The following is a 19790-nucleotide window of genomic DNA, read 5'->3' as shown; positions in this document are numbered from 1 at the left end:
ATGCCCATTGCAACCAGGACAACGCCAAATGGCACTTTGTCATAGCCGACACCGCCGCAACGCCCAGCCAGGTCCTCGAACATGGAGAGCGCGGTCGACCCTGCTGATCTGGGCAATCATCAGTCTGGTCTCGGCTTGCGCAACGCCGAAAAGTGACGCTGCACTGGATTTTTCCCGGCAATTCCAGGCCATCCAGAAATTTGGCCCACGTGGAATCGAGAACTACGAAGCATGGCGATCGCTTATCTCTGTTTTAGGAAATCGTACTGAAAATGCCAAGGTAATTGAGGTCAACGGTTTTTTTAATCGCCGCATCCTGTTCCGCGACGACACAATCGTCTGGCATCAGGACGACTACTGGGCCACGCCGATCGAGACCCTGGGCAAGGGGGCCGGCGACTGCGAGGATTTCGTCATCGCCAAGTACATGACGCTGACCCTGCTGGGCATCCCCGCCGCCAAGTTCCGGCTGACCTACGTGCGCGCCTTGCTGGGCGGACCCGGCAGCACCCTCAGCCAGGCGCACATGGTGCTGGCCTACTACCCCACCCCGGAGGGGGAGCCGCTGGTGCTGGATAACCTGATTACCGACATCAAGCCCGCCTCGCAGCGCCCCGACCTGGTGCCGGTCTTCAGTTTCAACAATGATGGCGTCTGGATGCCCGGCAACAACGCTCGCCCGGCCGGCAACGTGCAGCGTCTGACGCGCTGGATGAACCTGCAGGAACGGATGCGGGCGGAAGGTTTTTGACATGGCGGCGAGACCGGAGGGAGGACGATGAAACGAGCCCACATGACGCTGATCGAACAGGTCTGGCTGCTGGTGGCGATGACGCTGTTCACCACCGTCCTCGCCAGCCTCACGGTCAGCCTGCTCACCGCGCGCGACTACCTGTCGCAGCAGCTGTACGCCCAGAGTGTCAGCGGCGCCAATGCCTTGGCGTTGTCGATCAACCAGTACCAGGCCGACCCGGCGATGAGCGAAACGCTGATCAACGCCACCTTCGACAACGCCCACTACCGCCTCATCCGCTGGACCGGGGTCGACGGCAAGACCCGCCTGGAACGGGTCAACCAGCAGCTGGAGGAACAGGTGCCCCGCTGGTTCCAGCAACTGCTGCCGCTCAACCCCCGCCCGGCTTCGGCCAACCTCTCCAAGGGCTGGCTGCAGGCCGGCACCATCACCGTCGAGGCGCAAACCAGCTACGCCTGGATCGCGTTGTGGCAGGGTTCGCTGCGCATGCTGGCCTGGCTGTCGCTGGCGGCGCTGCTGACCGGCGCGCTGGCCACCGTGGGCATCCGCTACATTCGCCGCCAGCTCCACCAGGTGGTCCAGCAGGCCGAGGCGATCAGCGAGCGCCGCTTCGTCACCATGGCGGAGCCCGGCACCCCCGAGCTGTCGGCCGTGGCGCGCGCCATGAATACGCTCTCCGGACGCATCAAGTCGATGCTGGACGAGGCTGCACGCCATATCGACCAGCTGCGTGCCGCCACCCTGTCCGACCCGCTGACCGGCCTGGCCAACCGTTCGCGCTTCGAAGAGCGCATGATCGGTGAACTGGCCGACCCCCAGGCCGCCGCCGAAGGCGAACTGATGCTGGTGCGGCTGCCCGACCTGGCCGAAGCCAACAAGCGGCTCGGCGGCGACGCGGTCAACCGCCGGCTCAAGCACGTGGCATCGGAGCTACAGCGGTCTGCCAGCGGCCAGAACGGCTGGCAGGCCGCCCGCCTGCGCGGCGCCGAGTTCGTGTTGCTGATGCCGGGAGCCGAACCACAAGCGGCGGAACGACTGGCCACCGAGCTGGGGGAGCGCTGGCAAGAGGCCAGCGACCCCGCCGCCGCCGGCTGGCGCGCCGCGCTCGGCCTCACCCGCTATGCGCAGCACGACACCTTGCCGGCGATCCTGCTGCGCGCCAACGAGGCCGTGACCCTGGCGGAACAACAAAGCGGCAAGAGCTGGTGCCGCTACGACCCGGATGGCGGCACGCTGCCGAGCAGCGATTTCGACTGGAACAAGCGGCTGCGCGAAGCGCTGGCCGGTCATGCCTTCCGCCTCGCCTTCTACCCGGTGGTGAATGGCGAGGGCGCCGTGATCCATCAGGAAGGCATGATCACGCTGCCACAGCACGGGGCCAGCACGCTGCGTGCCGGCACCCTCACCGCCCACGCCGCCCGTCTCGGCCTGAGCCCGGCGCTGGATCAGGAAGCCATCGAGCAAGCCCTGCTCTCGCTGGCCGGGCAGCGTGTCATCGCCGTCAACCTGAGCGCGCCCTCGCTGGATGTCCCCTACGCCTTCACCGAGACGGTACGTGACCGGCTGCAGGCCAGCCTGCCCCAGGGCAAGCTGGCGCTGGAATGGCTGGAGCCCGGCCTGGCCGAACGCTGGCCCGCGTTCCAGGGCTTCTGCCGCTCGATTCGGCCGCTGGGCGTGCGCATCGGGCTGGAGATGACCGGCGAGCACTTCAACCTGCTGGCCCGCTTGCACGAGGTGTCACTCGACTACCTGGTGATCGACGGCGCGCTGATCCGCGGTGCCGAGAGCGACCCCGGAGCGCAACTGCTGCTGTCCAACCTGCTGCAGGTGGCACGCATGCTCGACCTCGAGGTGTACGCCAAGGGCGTGACGACCTCGGCGGAGGGCAGCCAGTTGCTGCGCGCCGGCGTGGACGGCATCACCGGGCCGGGGGTGAGCGCGGCCTGAGCCGCCAGTCGTCCTCCCGGCAAAGAAAACGGGCCTCCGCAGGGAGGCCCGTGACGATGAGGCTGAATCGTCTCAGATGAAGTGGGTTTGCACGGTGTTTTCGACGTTGATCGTCACCGTCGAGCCGCTGACATCGAGGTGGAACTGGACATAATCCACCCCACCGATGTTGACCGTCGTTCCCGCCGGGGCCGTGGCCGGGTCGACAACGTCGATGTTCACCGCATCACCGCTCTGGCCACGCACAAACAGCGTGTGATCGGCGTTGTTGGTGAAGTTGAGCACATCCTCCGGCCGCAGCTGCAGTGTGGTATTGGTTGCCGCCCCGTTCATCTGCAACTGTTCGACATCGCTCAGCTTGGCGCCGGTCAGGTCCACCAGCCCGGCGGTGTCGAAGCGCACGGTATCCACCCCCTGGCCGCCATCGATGGTATCGCCGATACCGTAGATCAACAGATCGTTGCCATCGCCCCCCACCAGCACCGCATGGCCGATCGAGCCGTCCAGGGTATCGTCGCCACCGTAGCCGAAGACGTAGGGATGGCTCGACGTGGCCGTCAGGGTGTTGGCGCTACCATCTCCAAGCAGACTGACGTCGGACGGATAGAGCGTGGCGTCGATCTGGCTCGCCACGGTGTCGCCGTCGCCATCGCTCGCGGTAATCCCGAACGACAGGTCGATCGGCTGTGACGGCACCGTTTCGGAGTAGGAGAAGGCGCCCAGCGAGAAGGTGTGGGTGTCGGTGGCGCCGGCCACGTTCACCGCGCTGAAGGTATCGGTGGAGGTGATCTGGTAGCTCCAGCCATCGTGCATGCCGGTGATCAGGACGCTATTGCCGATATCGGTGATGGTCAGCCCCTGCGTGCCGTTGGCCACGACGTTGTGGTTGGCGTCGTAGATCGTGATGTTGGACACGCTGAGATCAAGCTGGCTTTCCCCGCTGTCCGTCGTGCCGTACGTCTGGTCGTTATCGGCCACGATCGCCGTCAGCGTCAGGTTGGCGGTCGCCGATGCGCTGCCGGTGATGTACACCAACTGCTCGAAGCCGGACACCGTATTGTGGTCGGTGTAGCTATAGCCGTTCTTGTCGACAACCAGCCCGTTGACGAAATCCAGCCGCACATTGTCGGTGCTGCTGAGGCTCTGGCCGCCGCCGACCCCGATGTCATCCTGGTCGGTATTGACCGTGCCCGAGGTCGACGACAGGATCACGTCCTGCGTCGTCCCGCCGACATCCAGCAACCCCTTGATCGTGACGTTGCCGCCGCCGACGCTGGACAGGCTGGTGACTTCCACCGCCGCCGGGCCGCTCGACAGGATACCGAAGGTGGTCAGGGAGTAGCTGTCGGTGAGCGGATCGATATCGACGGTAAAGCCGATATCGCCCGTCGCCGTCTTGGCCACCAGGATGGTCTGGTCGGCCCCATAGAAGAGGAACAGATCCGCCCCGTCCAGCCGCAACTGATTGCCGTGCGCATCCAGCGCCGCCATGCCCTCGGTGATATTGAACACCACGTTGCCCAGACCGTCGGCACCGGTGTGGCCGGCAAAATTCAGCTCATCGGTGACGCTATGGCTGGTAGCGGTCTGGTCGACCATATGGGCGGTGTCCGGGGTGAAAACGGACGGCACGTCGTCGACGATGGTGATGCTGAGGGTGTCGGTCGCGCTGCTGCCGTCGACGTCCCGTACCACCACACTGGTGTTGTCCAGCAGGGTATTGTTGCCGTCGCCGCTGGCGTGCGTTTCCGCCGTGTTCAGCGTGTAGGTGTAGCTCACCACCCCGGTGGCCGGGTCGAACCCGGTGATGGTGATGGTGCTGCCCAGCGCCGTGGTGATGGTGGTGTTCGCCGTCAGCGCGTTGTTGTCGACCACCTTCACCCCGCCGATGACGATTTCGTCCAGGCCGTCGGCCGCCGTCACCTTGAAGGTGCCGCTCACGCTTTCGGTGGTCGCGCTCGGGTCGCTGCCGATGCTCAGCGCCGCTTCGTAGACCGTGCCTTCGCCGCCCTGCGCCGCCGGCGTCAGGTCGCTGATGGTGACGCCGTCGTCGGTGCCGTTGATGGTGATGGTGAGCGTGCTGGCCGACGGGTCGCCGTCGGCGTCCTGCATGCCGTAGCTGAAGCTGTCGGTGAGGTGCTCGCCGGCACTCAACCCCTGCACCGTGGCGTTGCTGTTGTTCAGGGTGTAGGTGTAGCTGCCGTCGGCGTTCAGTGTCAGCGTGCCGTACAGCCCGGCAATCGCCACGCCCACGTTGGCCGAAGCGCCGTTCACGCTGGTCACCGTGGCCGGGCTGTCGGCGCCCAGCGTGTCGTTGGTCAGCACGTTGGCGCTGGCCGTTAGCGTGCCGTCTTCGGTCACGCTCGCCGTGTCCGGATGCGCCGTCGGCACGTCGTCGACGATGTTCACGCTCAGCGTGCCGTTGGTGCTGCTGCCGTCCACATCGGTGGCGGTGACCGCCACGTTGTCGAACAGGCTGTTGTTGCCGTCGCCGCTGGCGTGCGTTTCCGCCGTGTTCAGCGTGTAGGTGTAGCTCACCACCCCGGTGGCCGGGTCGAACCCGGTGATGGTGATGGTGCTCCCCAGCGCCGTGGTGATGGTGGTGTTCGCCGTCAGCGCGTTGTTGTCGACCACCTTCACCCCGCCGATGACGATTTCGTCCAGGCCGTCGGCCGCCGTCACCTTGAAGGTGCCGCTCACGCTTTCGGTGGTCGCGCTCGGGTCGCTGCCGATGCTCAGCGCCGCTTCGTAGACCGTGCCTTCGCCGCCCTGCGCCGCCGGCGTCAGGTCGCTGATGGTGACGCCGTCGTCGGTGCCGTTGATGGTGATGGTGAGCGTGCTGGCCGACGGGTCGCCGTCGGCGTCCTGCATGCCGTAGCTGAAGCTGTCGGTGAGGTGCTCGCCGGCACTCAACCCCTGCACCGTGGCGTTGCTGTTGTTCAGGGTGTAGGTGTAGCTGCCGTCGGCGTTCAGTGTCAGCGTGCCGTACAGCCCGGCAATCGCCACGCCCACGTTGGCCGAAGCGCCGTTCACGCTGGTCACCGTGGCCGGGCTGTCGGCGCCCAGCGTGTCGTTGGTCAGCACGTTGGCGCTGGCCGTTAGCGTGCCGTCTTCGGTCACGCTCGCCGTGTCCGGATGCGCCGTCGGCACGTCGTCGACGATGTTCACGCTCAGCGTGCCGTTGGTGCTGCTGCCGTCCACATCGGTGGCGGTGACCGCCACGTTGTCGAACAGGCTGTTGTTGCCGTCGCCGCTGGCGTGCGTTTCCGCCGTGTTCAGCGTGTAGGTGTAGCTCACCACCCCGGTGGCCGGATCGAACCCGGTGATGGTGATGGTGCTCCCCAGCGCCGTGGTGATGGTGGTGTTCGCCGTCAGCGCGTTGTTGTCGACCACCTTCACCCCGCCGATGACGATTTCGTCCAGGCCGTCGGCCGCCGTCACCTTGAAGGTGCCGCTCATGCTTTCGGTGGTCGCGCTCGGGTCGCTGCCGATGCTCAGCGCCGCTTCGTAGACCGTGCCTTCGCCGCCCTGCGCCGCCGGCGTCAGGTCGCTGATGGTGACGCCGTCGTCGGTGCCGTTGATGGTGATGGTGAGCGTGCTGGCCGACGAGTCGCCGTCGGCGTCCTGCATGCCGTAGCTGAAGCTGTCGGTGAGGTGCTCGCCGGCACTCAACCCCTGCACCGTGGCGTTGCTGTTGTTCAGGGTGTAGGTGTAGCTGCCGTCGGCGTGCAGTGTCAGCGTGCCGTACAGCCCGGCAATCGCCACGCCCACGTTGGCCGAAGCGCCGTTCACGCTGGTCACCGTGGCCGGGCTGTCGGCGCCCAGCGTGTCGTTGGTCAGCACGTTGGCGCTGGCCGTCAGCGTGCCGTCTTCGGTCACGCTCGCCGTGTCCGGATGGGCCGTCGGCACGTCGTCGACGATGTTCACACTCAGCGTGCCGTTGGTGCTGCTGCCGTCCTTGTCCGTCGCCGTGACCGCCACGTTGTCGAACAGGCTGTTGTTGCCGTCGCCGCTGGCGTGCGTTTCCGCCGTGTTCAGCGTGTAGGTGTAGCTCACCACCCCGGTGGCCGGATCGAACCCGGTGATGGTGATGGTGCTCCCCAGCGCCGTGGTGATGGTGGTGTTCGCCGTCAGCGCGTTGTTGTCGACCACCTTCACCCCGCCGATGACGATTTCGTCCAGGCCGTCGGCCGCCGTCACCTTGAAGGTGCCGCTCATGCTTTCGGTGGTCGCGCTCGGGTCGCTGCCGATGCTCAGCGCCGCTTCGTAGACCGTGCCTTCGCCGCCCTGCGCCGCCGGCGTCAGGTCGCTGATGGTGACGCCGTCGTCGGTGCCGTTGATGGTGATGGTGAGCGTGCTGGCCGACGAGTCGCCGTCGGCGTCCTGCATGCCGTAGCTGAAGCTGTCGGTGAGGTGCTCGCCGGCGCTCAACCCCTGCACCGTGGCGTTGCTGTTGTTCAGGGTGTAGGTGTAGCTGCCGTCGGCGTGCAGTGTCAGCGTGCCGTACAGCCCGGCAATCGCCACGCCCACGTTGGCCGAAGCGCCGTTCACGCTGGTCACCGTGGCCGGGCTGTCGGCGCCCAGCGTGTCGTTGGTCAGCACGTTGGCGCTGGCCGTCAGCGTGCCGTCTTCGGTCACGCTCGCCGTGTCCGGATGGGCCGTCGGCACGTCGTCGACGATGTTCACGCTCAGCGTGCTGGTCGAGTTGCTGCCATCCACATCGGTGGCGGTGACCGCCACGTTGTCGAGCAGGCCATTGTTGCCGTCGCCGCTGGCGTGCGTTTCCGCCGTGTTCAGCGTGTAGGTGTAGCTCACCACCCCGGTGGCCGGGTCGAACCCGGTGATGGTGATGGTGCTCCCCAGCGCCGTGGTGATGGTGGTGTTCGCCGTCAGCGCGTTACCCGAGACGATCGTGACCCCGCCCACCGTAATGGTGTTGAGTCCATCGAGGGCGGTCACTGCGAAGGTGCCCGTGAAGCTGGTCGCAGCCCCCGGCGTGCTGCCGCCCGCCAGACCGGCCTCAAACACCGTACCCTCGCCACCCTGCGCCGCCGGGGTCAGGTCGCTGATGGTGACACCATTGTTCACCGAGAGGGCCGGCAAGGTGCCGCCCAGATCGTTCTGCTGTACGTTCGCGATATCGAAACTACCCACCAGTCCGATATCGGTCAGCCCCTCGGTGATGCGTGCCAGGCGGATGAAGGTGAGCCCGCCATCCTCGCCACCGGCCCCGCTCAAGCCGGCTGCGGCTGGCGCCAAGGCCGCGAAGGGGTCCTGGCCAGACTCGAGCGCCTGCAGAATGGCATTGGTATCCGCGGCGGCCTGCTGATCCACCGACGGCGCCTGCAGCGCCGCTTCATGGGTATCGGGAACGGCTTGGGGATTGAGGATGGACTCGTCCAGGCCGACCAGCCGCCCTCCTTCGATGACCAGAGAGTCGCCGCTGGCCGTGAGCAGAACGGCGGAACCATCGGCATCCGCCACGATCCGCTCACCAACATGGACGATGTCACCCGCCTTGAGCAGGCGTACTTCACCCTGGCCATTGATGACTCTGACGGAGCCGTGGACACTATCGACCTTGGCTTCGCCCGACACGGCGATTTCGCTGGAAACATGCGTCGTGATGGCCATGGTGCTTCTCCCTATACTCGATGAATGGATACCGTAAGCATAGGAGGCCGATCAACAAGTTCTTATTGTACTGAAGGGCAATCACCCGACTAACTTCGCACCTTCAGCAGCAATTGCAAACGGTCGGAAACATCGAGCTTTTCAAACACCGCGCTCAGGTGCGCCTTGACGGTGCGCTCACTGATGCCCATTTCTCGGGCGATGAGCTTGTTGCTGGCACCGGTCAGCAGTTGCTCCACGACCTCCTGCTCCCGCACGCTGAGCGCATCGCGCCAGCCATCCACCGTCGGCTTCTCCGGGATGACACGGGACAGGGTGCCGATCATCTGCGCCATCAGCGCCGCGCCGACCCACACCCCGTCATTGAGGACGGTATCGACCATCAGCCGCAGCATGACCGCCGGCGACAGCGTATGCCCGTAGCCGCGCACGCCAAGTCCGAACAGGTGCAGGCCCTGTTGCTCCTGCGGGGCATCGGCCAGCACCAACGGCCGGCATCGCCGGGCGAGCGCTTGCCAGTCCGCATCGCTACGCGGTGCATGCGGCCATGCCAGGTCCAGCAACAGGGGAACGGTCGGCGCCTCTCCGACCAGTTGCCGGCCCAGGTGGTCGCTATCGTCCACTATCACCGGGTCGTCGTCGGCCAGTGCCTCCGTCCAGCGTTGGCACAAATACAGACTCGAGGTCGCGAGCAGGATCGTCACGGCCTTACCTCTCGGTCATGGCATAGCTATGGGCACGCAGCACCGGTTTGAGCAGATAGGACAGGATGCTCTTCTTGCCGGTCATGATGTCCACCTCGGCCACCATGCCCGGAATGATCGGGCGCGACACACTCCCCAAATAAGACTTGCGCGTCCGCACCCGCACCAGATAGAAGGCGTTGCCCTTGTCGTCGGTGACGGTATCGGCGCCGATCTGCTCCAGCGTGGCGTCGAGCCCTCCGTAGATCGCGAAATCATAGGCCGTGAAGCGGACGAAGGCTTTCTGCCCCGGGTGCAGGAAGGCGATGTCACGCGGCAGGATGCGAGCCTCCAGCAACAGCGTGTCTTCCGTCGGCACGATTTCGACGATGTCCTTGCCCGGCTGCACCACGCCACCGATGGTGTTCACCAGCAGCTGTTTCACCGTGCCGTTGACCGGAGAGCGCAACTCGGCCAGCTTCACCCGGTCGTTCAGCGCCACCCGGGTTTCGGTCAGGCTGCTCAGCTTCCCCAGGGTCTCGGACAACTCGGCGCTGGCCTGGTTGCGGAACGACAGCTCCACCTCCTCGATCTTGCGCTGCGCTTCGGCGATGGCCGCCTGGATCTTGGGAATCTGCGCCGCCGCCATGTCGCGCTCACCGCGGAAGCGACTGACATCACGTTCCAGCCGCAGCAGGTCGACATCGGACACGGCCCCGCTGTCCTTGAGCGGGCGGGTCACCTGCAGCTCCTTGGTGGTGTAGCCGAGCCCCTGCTCGGCCTGTTCCCGCCGCGCCCGCACTTCCACCAGCTCCTGGTTGCGCTGCGCCAGCTGCTCGCGGGCGATCGACACGTTGGCCTCGAGCTCGCGCCGTTTCGAGCCGTACAGCTCCAGCTCGTGCGCCCCGATGTCGGGTGCTTCGCGTTGTACCTCGGGCGGCACCACGAAGGCCCGTCCGTCGGTGATAGCGCGCAGCCGCGCCGCCTTGGCCAACAGTGACAGATACTGTGCGCGGTTCTCGTTGAGCGATGATTCGAAACGGGTGCTGTCGATCTTCAATAACAGCTGGTTCTTCTGCACCCGATTCCCCTCGCGCACCAGGATCTCCGACACCACCCCGCCGTCCAGGCTCTGGATGCGCTGAATCTGGCTGGAGGGCACCACCTTGCCCTCGCCGCGCGCCACTTCGTCCACCTGGGCCAACGACGCCCACACCAAACCGGCAAACACGATCGCCAGCAGCAGCCAGACAAAGAAGCGCGGCCGCACCGGCTGCTGCTCCAGAATCGCCCAATCGGCATCGGCGGCAAAATCCTGCCGCTCCCGCAGATCACGCGCACTGATCCAGTCTAGCCAGCACTCCAACCAGGCCGGCCCCAGCCCCCCTCCGCGCCCGACAGCCGCACCCGCAGCCAATGACGCCAACCGCGACCCTCGCTCATAGCCCTCTCCCCAGCCGCCCTTCCTTGAGCGCCTCCAGCACCTGCTGCTTCGGACCATCCGCCACCACCTGCCCCTGATCCAGCACGATGAGACGATCGACCAGATCGAGCAGCCCCGCGTGATGCGTTACCAGCACCATGGTCCGTCCCTGCGCCAGCTTGGCCAGCGACTGCTTCACCTTGGTCTCGCTGGCGCTGTCCATATTGCTGGTCGGCTCATCCAGCAGCAGGATGCGCGGCGCGTTGACCAGTGCCCGCGCCAGGCACACCGCCTTGCGCTGTCCCCCGGACAGCGACTCGCCACGCTCGCCGATCAGCATGTCGTAGCCTTGCGGATGATGGTTGACGAAATCGCTCAGCCCGACCATCTCGGTGGCGGCAACCACGCTGGCATCGTGGACGAAGCTCGACCCCATGGTGATGTTCTGCCGCAGCGAGCCATAGAACAGCAACGGATCCTGCGCCGCATAGCCGACGTGGCGCCGCAATTCGGCTGGGTCGAGCTGCTGGATATCGATGCCATCGACCCGTACCGCCCCCTCGGTCGGCGAGTACAGCCCCATCATCAACTTCTGCAGCGAGCTCTTGCCCGAACCCACCCGGCCCAGCAAGGCCACCCGCTCGCCAGCCTTGATGCGGAACGACACATCCTTCAGCACCGCCTGCTGCGTGCCCGGGTAGACGAAACTGACGTTGTTGAACTCGATCTCACCGACAAACTGCACGCGATGGAAGAAAGGGGTGTCACTGTCGCGCTCCACCGGCATCTTCATCAAGCCCTCCAGCGACGTCAGGGCGTTGCGTGCGTTGTGGTATTGCGTCAAGAGCCCAGCCACCTGCCCCATCGGCGACAGCGCACGGCTGCTGAGCATCATCGCCGCGATCAGTGCCCCCAGGCTGGCGTCCCCATTGATGATGGCGTACACCCCGACGATCAGGATGCCGACCACGATCACCTGCTGCTGAAACGAAGCAAAGTGACTCGCCAGCGACGACAGCACCTTGAGCCGGGTACCGATCTGGGCCAGGAACAACGTGGCCGCCTCCCAGCGCCGCTGCTGCTCGCCCTCGGCACACTGCGTCTTGATCGCCTCGAGCCCGACCAGGGCCTCCACCAGGTAGGCGTTGCGCTGCGCCGCCGCCTTGAAGCTGTCCTGCGTCAGCGACTGCATGCGCGGCTGAATCAACAGCGCCGCGCCGAGAATCAGCACCATCGCCAGAGACAGGGGCAGCAGGAACCACGGGGATATCCAGGCGATCACCGCCATGAACAGCAACACGAAAGGCAGATCGACGAAGGCCGTCACGGTGGCTGAAGCGATGAAATCGCGCACCTGCTCGAAGGCGCGCAGATTGGCGGCAAACGCGCCGACCGAAGCCGGCCGGGCATCGAAGCGCAGACCGACGACTTTTTCGAAGATCAGGGAAGACAGCATGACATCGACCCGCTTGCCGGCGATATCGATCAGGTAGCTGCGCGTCATGCGCAGCAGGAAGTCGAACAGCAGCACCAGCCCCAAGCCGAGCGCGAGCACCCACAGGGTATCGGTGGCCCGGTTCGGCACGACGCGGTCGTAGACGTTCATGGTCACCACCGGCGTCGCCAGCGCGAACAGATTCAGCAAGGTGGCCGCCACCAAGGCATCGCGGTACAGCGGACGGCACTCCAGCAGCGCCTGCCAGAACCAGTGGCGCGTGCGCACCCGGCCCAGTTCGGGAGCACGCGGTTCGAAGCGGAAACGGGGACGAACGAAGATGGCATAGCCGAGATACCGCCCATCGAGCTCTTCGCGCGCCATGGTCATCTCGCCGTCGCTCAAGGCACCCAGGCTGATACGGGCAGAGCCGTCATCGTTCCAGCCCCACAGCAGGCAGGCATCGTCATCCTTGAGCAGCAATACCGCTGGGAGCAGATGCTGGTCTATCGTGTCGAGCGGGCGCCGGCTCACGCGCGAGGCGAGGCCGGTGCGCCGCGCGGCGCGACCGAACAAGGCCGGCGTCAGCCGATTGTTGGAGAGCGGGATGCCCGCCACCAACGCCTCGTGCGTGGTCGTCACGCCATGAATGCGCGTCAGCTGGAACAGGCATTCCAGCAGCGGATCCACATGCACGGACCTCGGGGATATCCCGATGTCCTTGATGGAAGCGCTATCCATCTCCTACCCCCTATTGGCCACATTACCTGACTGAATCGTTATTACTGTTTCAGTCAGTTATAGGACATTCCAGAAGGGTAAGGCAGGACAATTATGTATTTTTTTGGGATTGGCTGGAGCGAACGAAAAAGATGACGAAGCCGAAGAACAACACCGTCAGCATGACCTCCACGCCGGCCAGCTGTTGCGAGAGCCCGGCGTCGGCCCAGGCCCGCATCACGCCTTCGGCGAAGAAGGCGAGGATGAACATGCTCGACCACTGGTAAGTGTAGATGCGCCCCTTGAGCACCCCCATCAGCGGCGCCAGCAGCACCACGGCCTTCAAGGCCAGCAGCGAGCCGCCCGGACGCAAGGGAGCCAGCCACAGCTCCCAGCCCAGGGTCAGCAGGATCAGGGCGATCAGACTGACGATCGCCCCCCAATGAAAGAAACGTACACTCATGCGGTCTCGCGCTTGGGCTGACGCCCGAAGAAAATGGCCATGATAATGCCGAACTCGTACAGCAACCACAGAGGCAGCGCCAGCATGATCTGCGACAACACGTCGGGCGGCGTCACCACGGCGGCGACGACAAAAGCTCCGACGATGACGTAGGGGCGGCCGGCCCGCAGTTTCTCCACCGTCACGATGCCCATGCGCGTCAGGAGGATCACCACGATCGGCACCTCGAAGGTGACGCCGAAGGCGACGAACATGCCGAGTACGAAGGACAGGTACTTGTCGATGTCGGTCATCATCGCCACCCCTTGCGGGGTCACCGAAGACATGAAGCCGAACACCACCGGGAACACCAGGAAGTAGGCAAAGGCCATGCCGGTGAAAAACAGCACCACGCTGGACACCACCAGCGGCAGAATCAGCCTTTTCTCGTGGGCGTACAGGCCCGGGGCGACGAAGGCCCAGATCTGATACAGGGTATTGGGCAGCGAGATCAGGAACGCCACCAGCATGGTCACCTTGACCGGCACGAAGAACGGCGCAGTGACGTCGGTGGCGATCATGTTGCTGCCGCTGGGCAGCACGTCAAGCAAAGGCTTGGCCAGCAGGTGGTAAATGTCGCCGGACCAGTGAAACAGGGCCAGAAACACAATCAGCAGACCGGCGGCGGCACGCACCAGGCGCGTGCGCAGTTCGATCAGATGCGCCAGGAGAGGCTGTTCGTTCATTCGCGCGTTTCGGCAGGAGGGGTGGCGGGTTTCACCGGAGGACTGTCGAACAGATCCAGCTGGTTTTCATCGTGGACCACGGCAGGCGCGGCGCCCGGCTCGGTGCTGTCACCTTCGCGAGCGGCCGCAAACAGATCGGCGCCCAGCGCCGCATCCGGCTCGGGAGAGTGCGGAGCAATCGAGGAGTGGGCGGAATCGAGCACTGCGGTGGCCTCGTCACCGACTGCACGCACGGCCGCGACATTCTCCTGCATCACACCTTCAACCTCCTTCATCTCGGTCTCGATGCTCTGCCGGAACGAAGCAGCCGCGTTCTGTACCTCCTGCTGCAGCGAGGCGAGGCCGGTCAGGTCGGCCTGCTGGTGGATGTCGGCCTTGACGCTGGCGACGAAGCGCTGCGCCCGGCCGATCAGGGCCCCCAGGGTGCGCGCCACCGTCGGCAGCTTTTCCGGCCCCAGGACGACCAGCGCCACCACGCCAATCAGCAGCAGCTCGCCAAAACTGATCTCAAACACCGCGCAGTCCGCCGCTTACTTCTTCTCGGACTCGCCGTCGATAACGCGGCCAGCCGGTTTGTCATCCTTCTCGGTCTCGCCCTTCATGCCTTCCTTGAAACCGCGCACGGCGCCGCCGAGATCCTCGCCGACGTTACGCAGCTTCTTGGTGCCGAAGATCAGGACCACGACCACCAACACGATGAGCCAGTGCCAAATGCTGAAAGAACCCATGATGACTTCCCTTTACTTAATACGATCGTTCAGGCCGCGCGCGCTGGACGGCGCCGCGGTCATGTTGCTCAGGCCTTGTGGCCGAACACATGGATATGCAGGTGAAACACTTCCTGGCCGCCGGCGCGGCCGGTGTTGATGCCGGTCTTGAAACCGGCGGCCAGCCCCTGCTCGCGCGCCAGCTTGGGAACGTGCGCCAGCAGGCGGCCCAGCATGGCCTCGTGCTCCGGGCCACACTCGGAGAGCGACGCCACGTGCTGCTTCGGAATGATCAGGAAGTGCACCGGGGCGATTGGCCGGATGTCGTGGAAGGCGAGCACGTCGTCGTCTTCGTATACCTTGTCGCAGGGAATCTCGCCGGCAGCAATCTTGCAGAAAAGGCAGTCACTCATGTCCACAAATCCTTGGATATCAGGCGGTCGGGGTACGGGAGGCTTTTTCGTCGATGCCGGAAATGCCCTCGCGGCGCTTCAACTCCATCAGCACGTCCTCGGCACGCAGGCCATGATAGGTGAGCAGCACCATCGAGTGGAACCACAGATCGGCCACTTCGCGCACCAGGTGCAGCTTGTCCTTGTCCTTCGACGCCATCAGGGTTTCGGCGGCCTCTTCGGCGACCTTCTTCAGGATGGCATCCTCGCCCTTGTGGAACAGCGAAGCCACGTAGGAGGACTGCGGACTGGCTTCGCGCCGGGCTTCCAGCGTGTCGCCGATCGTTTTCAGCACGTCAATGCTCATGGTGTCGGGGTTCCTGTGCGGTTAATCCGGCAAGTATATGTCGATTCTGTTACCGGCCGTTAACAAAGGTCGAGCAGGGTTATCCTAGGTCAAACATCGGCCGGGAAGCCCGGTTCAATGCTGGTGGTAGATGGCGTCGGGGTCTTTCAGCACCTCGTCCACCACCACCCAGCCGCCATTCTCGTAGCGGCGGTAGAAGCAGCTTTCCCTGCCGGTATGACAGGCAATGCCGCCGGCCTGCTCCACCTGCATGGTGACCACGTCGCCGTCGCAGTCGAGGCGCAGTTCCTTGACGCTTTGCAGATGGCCCGACTCCTCGCCTTTCTTCCACAGGCGCTGACGCGAGCGGCTCCAGTAATGGGCGATACCGGTATCGGCGGTGAGCTGCAGCGACTCGCGGTTCATCCACGCCACCATCAGCACACGGCCGCTGCGGGCGTCCTGGGCGATGGCCGGCACCAGGCCGTCCTCGTCCCACTTCACTTCATCAAGCCAGTTCATCTTTGCTTCCATTCTTTCGGTCTGGCTTACAGCCGCACTTCGATACCGGCGGCCTGCATCGCTTCCTTGGCCTCGCGCACGGTGTATTCGCCAAAGTGGAAGATGCTGGCGGCCAGTACCGCATCGGCCTTGCCTTGCTTGATGCCGTCGACCAGATGCTGCAGGTTGCCGACACCGCCCGAGGCGATCACCGGAATGTTCACGCCCTCGGACACGGCGCGGGTCAGAGGCAGGTTGAAGCCGATCTTGGTACCGTCACGGTCCATGCTGGTGAGCAGAATCTCGCCGGCGCCCAGCTCCTGCATCTTCTGCGCCCACTCCACCGCGTCGAGCCCGGTGCGGTTGCGTCCACCGTGGGTGAACACTTCCCAGCGGTCGTTCTCAGGCGTCACCGCCTTGGCGTCGATGGCGACCACGATGCATTGGCTGCCGAACTTGTCTGCGGCCTCTTTCACCAGTTCCGGGTTGGTCACGGCGGCGGTGTTGATGCTGACCTTGTCGGCGCCGGCGTTGAGCAGGCGGCGAATGTCCTCGACCTTGCGCACGCCCCCGCCCACTGTCAGCGGGATGAACACCTGTTCGGCGACCGACTCGATCACGTGCAGGATGATGTCGCGATCGTCGGAACTGGCGGTGATGTCGAGGAAGGTCAGTTCGTCGGCACCCTGTTCGTTGTAACGACGGGCAATTTCCACCGGGTCGCCGGCGTCACGCAGTCCGACGAAGTTGACCCCTTTCACCACGCGGCCGGCAGTGACGTCGAGGCAGGGAATGAGGCGTTTGGCTAAAGGCATGGGCGAGTGCTACCACGGCAAGACGGGACACCCCGTCACCAGCCACATGACTGGTGCGGCAGTGCCCCGCAAATCAATTAGACGCTCAACTCGTCGGCCAGGTTCTGGGCCTGGGCGAAGTCGATGCTGCCTTCGTAAATGGCGCGGCCGGTGATGGCACCTTCGATGCCTTCGCCTTCCACCGCGCACAGCTGCTTGATGTCGTCGAGGTTGGTCAGGCCGCCGGAGGCGATCACCGGAATGGTCAACGCCTGCGCCAGCTTGACGGTAGCCTCGATGTTGACGCCGTTGAGCATGCCGTCGCGACCGATATCGGTGTAGATCACCGAGGCCACGCCGTAATCCTCGAAGCGCTTGGCCAGATCGATCACATTGTGCTGGGTGATCTTGGCCCAGCCGTCGATGGCGACCATGCCGTCCTTGGCGTCGAGGCCGACGATGACCTGTCCGGGGAAGGCATCGCAGGCATCGTGCAGGAAGCCAGGGTTCTTCACCGCGGCGGTGCCGATGATGACGTACTTGAGACCCATGCCGAGATAGGCATCGATGGTGTCGAGATCACGGATGCCGCCGCCGAGCTGTACCGGCAAATCCTCGCCTACCTCGGCGAGAATGTCGCGGATCACCGCCAGGTTCTTCGGCTTGCCGGCGAAGGCGCCGTTGAGATCCACCAGATGCAGGCGGCGGGCGCCCTGATCACGCCAGTGCACGGCCACCTGGACCGGGTCGTCCGAGAACACGGTGGCATCTTCCATCACGCCTTGCTTGAGGCGGACACACTGACCATCCTTGAGGTCGATTGCGGGTATGAGCAACATGGTGCTGAGTGATTTGTCGGTAAGTTAGACACTGCCGTCCCAGGCGAGGAAGTTCTTCATCATCTGAAGTCCCGCGCGGTGGCTCTTTTCGGTGTGAAACTGGGTCGCGAACACGTTGTCGCGCCCCACGATGCAGGAAAACCGGCCGGGGTATTCGCTCTCGGCCAGGGTCAGGCCGGGGTCGGCCGGGGCAAAATGGTAGCTGTGCACGAAGTAGAAGCGCTCGCCGTCGTCGATGCCGGCGAACAGCGGGTGCGACCGGGTTTGGAACACCCGGTTCCAGCCCATGTGCGGCACCTTGAGGCGATCGCCGTTGGCGTCGACCATACCGTCGGCAAAACGCACCACGTTGCCGGCAAACAGCCCGAGACCGGGGGTATTCCCCTCCTCGCTGTGCTCGAACAACAGCTGGGCGCCAACGCAGATGCCAAAGAACGGCTTGCTCTTGGTGGTTTCGATCACCGCTTCGGCCAAGCCGTAGCTGTTCAGTTCGCGCATGCAATCGGGCATGGCGCCCTGCCCCGGAAACACCACCTTGTCGGCCTTGACGATGGCCTCGGGATCGCGCGTCAGAAACACCTCGGCGCCGACCTCGTTGACGGCCTCGACGGATTTCAGCACGGAATGCAGGTTGCCCATGCCATAGTCGATAACGGCGACTTTCATGCGGTCAATGTCCCCTTGGTGGACGGCGTCACGCCGGCCATGCGTTCGTCGAACTCGACCGCCATCCTGAGCGCCCGGCCAAAGGCCTTGAACACGGTCTCGGCCTGGTGGTGGCTGTTGACGCCGCGCAGGTTGTCGATGTGCAGCGTCACCATCGAGTGGTTGACGAAGCCGTGGAAGAATTCGGAGAACAGGTCGACGTCGAAACCGCCGATGGCGGCGCGGGTGAAGTCGATGTGGTACTGCAGGCCGGGACGGCCGGACAGATCGATCACCACGCGCGAGAGCGCCTCGTCGAGCGGCACGTAGGCGTGGCCGTAGCGGCGGATGCCCTTCTTGTCGCCGATGGCCTTGGCGAAGGCCTGGCCGAAGGTGATGCCGATGTCCTCGACGGTGTGATGGGCATCGATGTGCAGATCGCCCTTGGCGACGATTTCGATGTCGATCAGGCCGTGGCGGGCGATCTGGTCCAGCATGTGGTCGAGGAACGGCACGCCGGTATCGAAATGGGAGTGGCCGGTGCCGTCCAGGTTGAGGCTGACGGTGATCTGGGTTTCCAGCGTATTACGGGTAACGGTAGCGGTGCGCATGGTCATTCGAAATAGGCGTTAAGCGCGGCAAGTACCGCGGAATTCTCGTCCGGCGAGCCGACGGTGAAGCGCAGGCAATGCGCGAGCAAGGGATGGGCGCCGTGCAGGTTCTTGATCAGGATGCCCTGCTGACGCAGGTAGTCGAACAGGGCCAGGGCGTCCGGGACGCGGACCGTGAGGAAATTGGCCTCGCTCGGGAATACGGTGCAGGCTGGCCACTGTGCCAGCGCTTCGGCCAACCTGGCGCGCTCGCGGCGCAGTTCGCTGGCCTGGGCGTTGAACACGTCCATGTGCTTGAGCGCCACCTTGGCGGCCACCTGGGTCAGCACGTTGACGTTGTACGGGGGGCGCACCTTGTCGAGTTCGGCGATCCAGTCCGGGGAACCGGCGGCGTAGCCGAGGCGGATGCCGGCCAAACCGAGCTTGGACAGCGTGCGCATCACCAGCAGGTTGTCGACGCGGCCGGCGAGATCCATGAAGCTGTCGTCGGCGAAGGCCTGGTAGGCCTCGTCGACCACCACCAGCCCCGGCGCGGCGTCCAATACCGCCAACACGTCTTCACGCGGGAAGCGGTTGCCGGTCGGGTTGTTGGGGTAGGACAGGAACACCACGGCAGGCTGGTGCCGTTCGATTGCGGCCAGCATCGCCGGCAGGTCGAGGGCAAAGTCGGCTTTGAGCGGCACGCCGACGTACTCCAGCCGGGAGAACAGCGCGTTCATCTTGTACATGACGAACGACGGCTCGGCGGCCAGCATCACCGCGCCGGGCTTGGCCAAGGCCTGTGCCACCATCGTGATGATTTCATCGGAGCCGTTGCCGAGCAGCACCTCGGCCGCCGCCGGGATGGCGAAGGCGTGCTTGAGCTGCTGCTTCAAGCCGCCCCCATGCGGATCGGGATAGCGGTTGATCAGCGCGTCGGCCAGCGCCTGCCCCAGTTCCGCGCGCAGCGGTTGCGGCAGGCGGTAGGGGTTTTCCATGGCGTCGAGCTTGATCAGGCCCGAGGCATCGGCGACATGATAGGCCCCCATCGCGGCGATTTCAGGGCGGACCAGGTGTTGTGCAGACAGTTTCATCTCGATTCCACGAACCGGCCGATCACGGCCGGGACGCTGCGGCCCGGCATGGGGCCGGCTCAGGGTGGCGACAAGTCGTCATCGTACCGCGTTCGTTC

General features: G+C 64.8%; 18 protein-coding genes. 2 read left to right on the top strand and 16 right to left on the bottom strand.

The window, feature by feature from the left end; all coding sequences use genetic code 11:
* Positions 1 to 28 precede the first annotated feature (28 nt).
* Complete coding sequence (locus ABKF58_RS06810) at positions 29 to 751, top strand: transglutaminase-like cysteine peptidase (RefSeq protein ID WP_008952136.1); 723 nt, start codon at positions 29 to 31, stop codon at positions 749 to 751.
* Between the two features lie 27 nt (positions 752 to 778).
* Entirely contained in the window at positions 779 to 2701 is a 1923-nt protein-coding gene (locus ABKF58_RS06805) for a bifunctional diguanylate cyclase/phosphodiesterase (RefSeq protein ID WP_482583916.1), read from the top strand.
* 72 nt (positions 2702 to 2773) lie between these two features.
* Here the strand turns inward: ABKF58_RS06805 and ABKF58_RS06800 are convergent, their stop codons facing one another.
* The 16 genes from ABKF58_RS06800 to hisC form a co-directional block, all read right to left on the bottom strand.
* Positions 2774 to 8335 (bottom strand): retention module-containing protein, encoded by a 5562-nt coding sequence (locus ABKF58_RS06800; RefSeq protein ID WP_482583915.1) that lies wholly within the window; start codon positions 8333 to 8335, stop codon positions 2774 to 2776.
* Between the two features lie 89 nt (positions 8336 to 8424).
* The gene (locus tag ABKF58_RS06795) at positions 8425 to 9039 is read right to left on the bottom strand and encodes a helix-turn-helix transcriptional regulator (protein ID WP_482583914.1); all 615 of its coding nucleotides are present in this window, start codon (positions 9037 to 9039) and stop codon (positions 8425 to 8427) included.
* A 4-nt stretch (positions 9040 to 9043) separates the two neighbouring features.
* On the bottom strand, positions 9044 to 10384 hold the full coding sequence (locus ABKF58_RS06790) for an HlyD family type I secretion periplasmic adaptor subunit (RefSeq protein WP_482583913.1): 1341 nt from the start codon (positions 10382 to 10384) through the stop codon (positions 9044 to 9046).
* Between the two features lie 73 nt (positions 10385 to 10457).
* Complete coding sequence (locus tag ABKF58_RS06785; RefSeq protein WP_008952129.1) at positions 10458 to 12617, bottom strand: type I secretion system permease/ATPase; 2160 nt, start codon at positions 12615 to 12617, stop codon at positions 10458 to 10460.
* A 91-nt stretch (positions 12618 to 12708) separates the two neighbouring features.
* The gene (locus ABKF58_RS06780; RefSeq protein ID WP_008952128.1) at positions 12709 to 13059 is read right to left on the bottom strand and encodes a DUF2069 domain-containing protein; all 351 of its coding nucleotides are present in this window, start codon (positions 13057 to 13059) and stop codon (positions 12709 to 12711) included.
* Entirely contained in the window at positions 13056 to 13784 is a 729-nt protein-coding gene (tatC, locus tag ABKF58_RS06775; RefSeq protein ID WP_008952127.1) for a twin-arginine translocase subunit TatC, read from the bottom strand. The genes ABKF58_RS06780 and tatC overlap by 4 nt, the downstream gene beginning before the upstream one ends.
* Positions 13781 to 14299: a Sec-independent protein translocase protein TatB gene (gene tatB / locus ABKF58_RS06770; RefSeq protein ID WP_482583912.1), complete on the bottom strand. Its 519-nt coding sequence runs from the start codon at positions 14297 to 14299 to the stop codon at positions 13781 to 13783. Before tatB ends, tatC begins: the two co-directional genes overlap by 4 nt.
* A 15-nt stretch (positions 14300 to 14314) precedes the next feature.
* Positions 14315 to 14512 carry a Sec-independent protein translocase subunit TatA gene (gene tatA / locus ABKF58_RS06765; protein WP_008952125.1) on the bottom strand — a complete coding sequence of 66 codons (198 nt, stop codon included), beginning with the start codon at positions 14510 to 14512 and terminating at the stop codon, positions 14315 to 14317.
* A 68-nt stretch (positions 14513 to 14580) separates the two neighbouring features.
* Positions 14581 to 14904, bottom strand: coding sequence for a histidine triad nucleotide-binding protein (locus ABKF58_RS06760; protein WP_008952124.1), 324 nt, complete (start codon positions 14902 to 14904; stop codon positions 14581 to 14583).
* 19 nt (positions 14905 to 14923) lie between these two features.
* Complete coding sequence (locus ABKF58_RS06755; RefSeq protein ID WP_008952123.1) at positions 14924 to 15250, bottom strand: phosphoribosyl-ATP diphosphatase; 327 nt, start codon at positions 15248 to 15250, stop codon at positions 14924 to 14926.
* Between the two features lie 114 nt (positions 15251 to 15364).
* Positions 15365 to 15751, bottom strand: coding sequence for a phosphoribosyl-AMP cyclohydrolase (hisI, locus tag ABKF58_RS06750; RefSeq protein WP_014088624.1), 387 nt, complete (start codon positions 15749 to 15751; stop codon positions 15365 to 15367).
* 26 nt (positions 15752 to 15777) lie between these two features.
* Positions 15778 to 16545, bottom strand: a complete 768-nt coding sequence (gene hisF, locus ABKF58_RS06745) for an imidazole glycerol phosphate synthase subunit HisF (protein ID WP_008952121.1) — start codon at positions 16543 to 16545, stop codon at positions 15778 to 15780.
* A 77-nt stretch (positions 16546 to 16622) separates the two neighbouring features.
* Positions 16623 to 17363, bottom strand: coding sequence for a 1-(5-phosphoribosyl)-5-[(5-phosphoribosylamino)methylideneamino]imidazole-4-carboxamide isomerase (gene hisA, locus ABKF58_RS06740; RefSeq protein WP_014088625.1), 741 nt, complete (start codon positions 17361 to 17363; stop codon positions 16623 to 16625).
* A gap of 24 nt (positions 17364 to 17387) precedes the next feature.
* The gene (gene hisH, locus ABKF58_RS06735) at positions 17388 to 18029 is read right to left on the bottom strand and encodes an imidazole glycerol phosphate synthase subunit HisH (protein WP_482583911.1); all 642 of its coding nucleotides are present in this window, start codon (positions 18027 to 18029) and stop codon (positions 17388 to 17390) included.
* A complete protein-coding gene (hisB, locus tag ABKF58_RS06730) occupies positions 18026 to 18619 on the bottom strand; it encodes an imidazoleglycerol-phosphate dehydratase HisB (RefSeq protein WP_040652113.1) in 594 nt (197 codons plus the stop codon). Before hisB ends, hisH begins: the two co-directional genes overlap by 4 nt.
* Positions 18620 to 18621: 2 nt before the next feature.
* Positions 18622 to 19692: a histidinol-phosphate transaminase gene (hisC, locus tag ABKF58_RS06725; RefSeq protein ID WP_482583910.1), complete on the bottom strand. Its 1071-nt coding sequence runs from the start codon at positions 19690 to 19692 to the stop codon at positions 18622 to 18624.
* Positions 19693 to 19790: the final 98 nt, after the last annotated feature.

The sequence above is a fragment of the Pseudogulbenkiania sp. AW2-16 genome (assembly GCF_056824575.1).
This window is presented reverse-complemented; position numbering and strand designations above follow the sequence as displayed.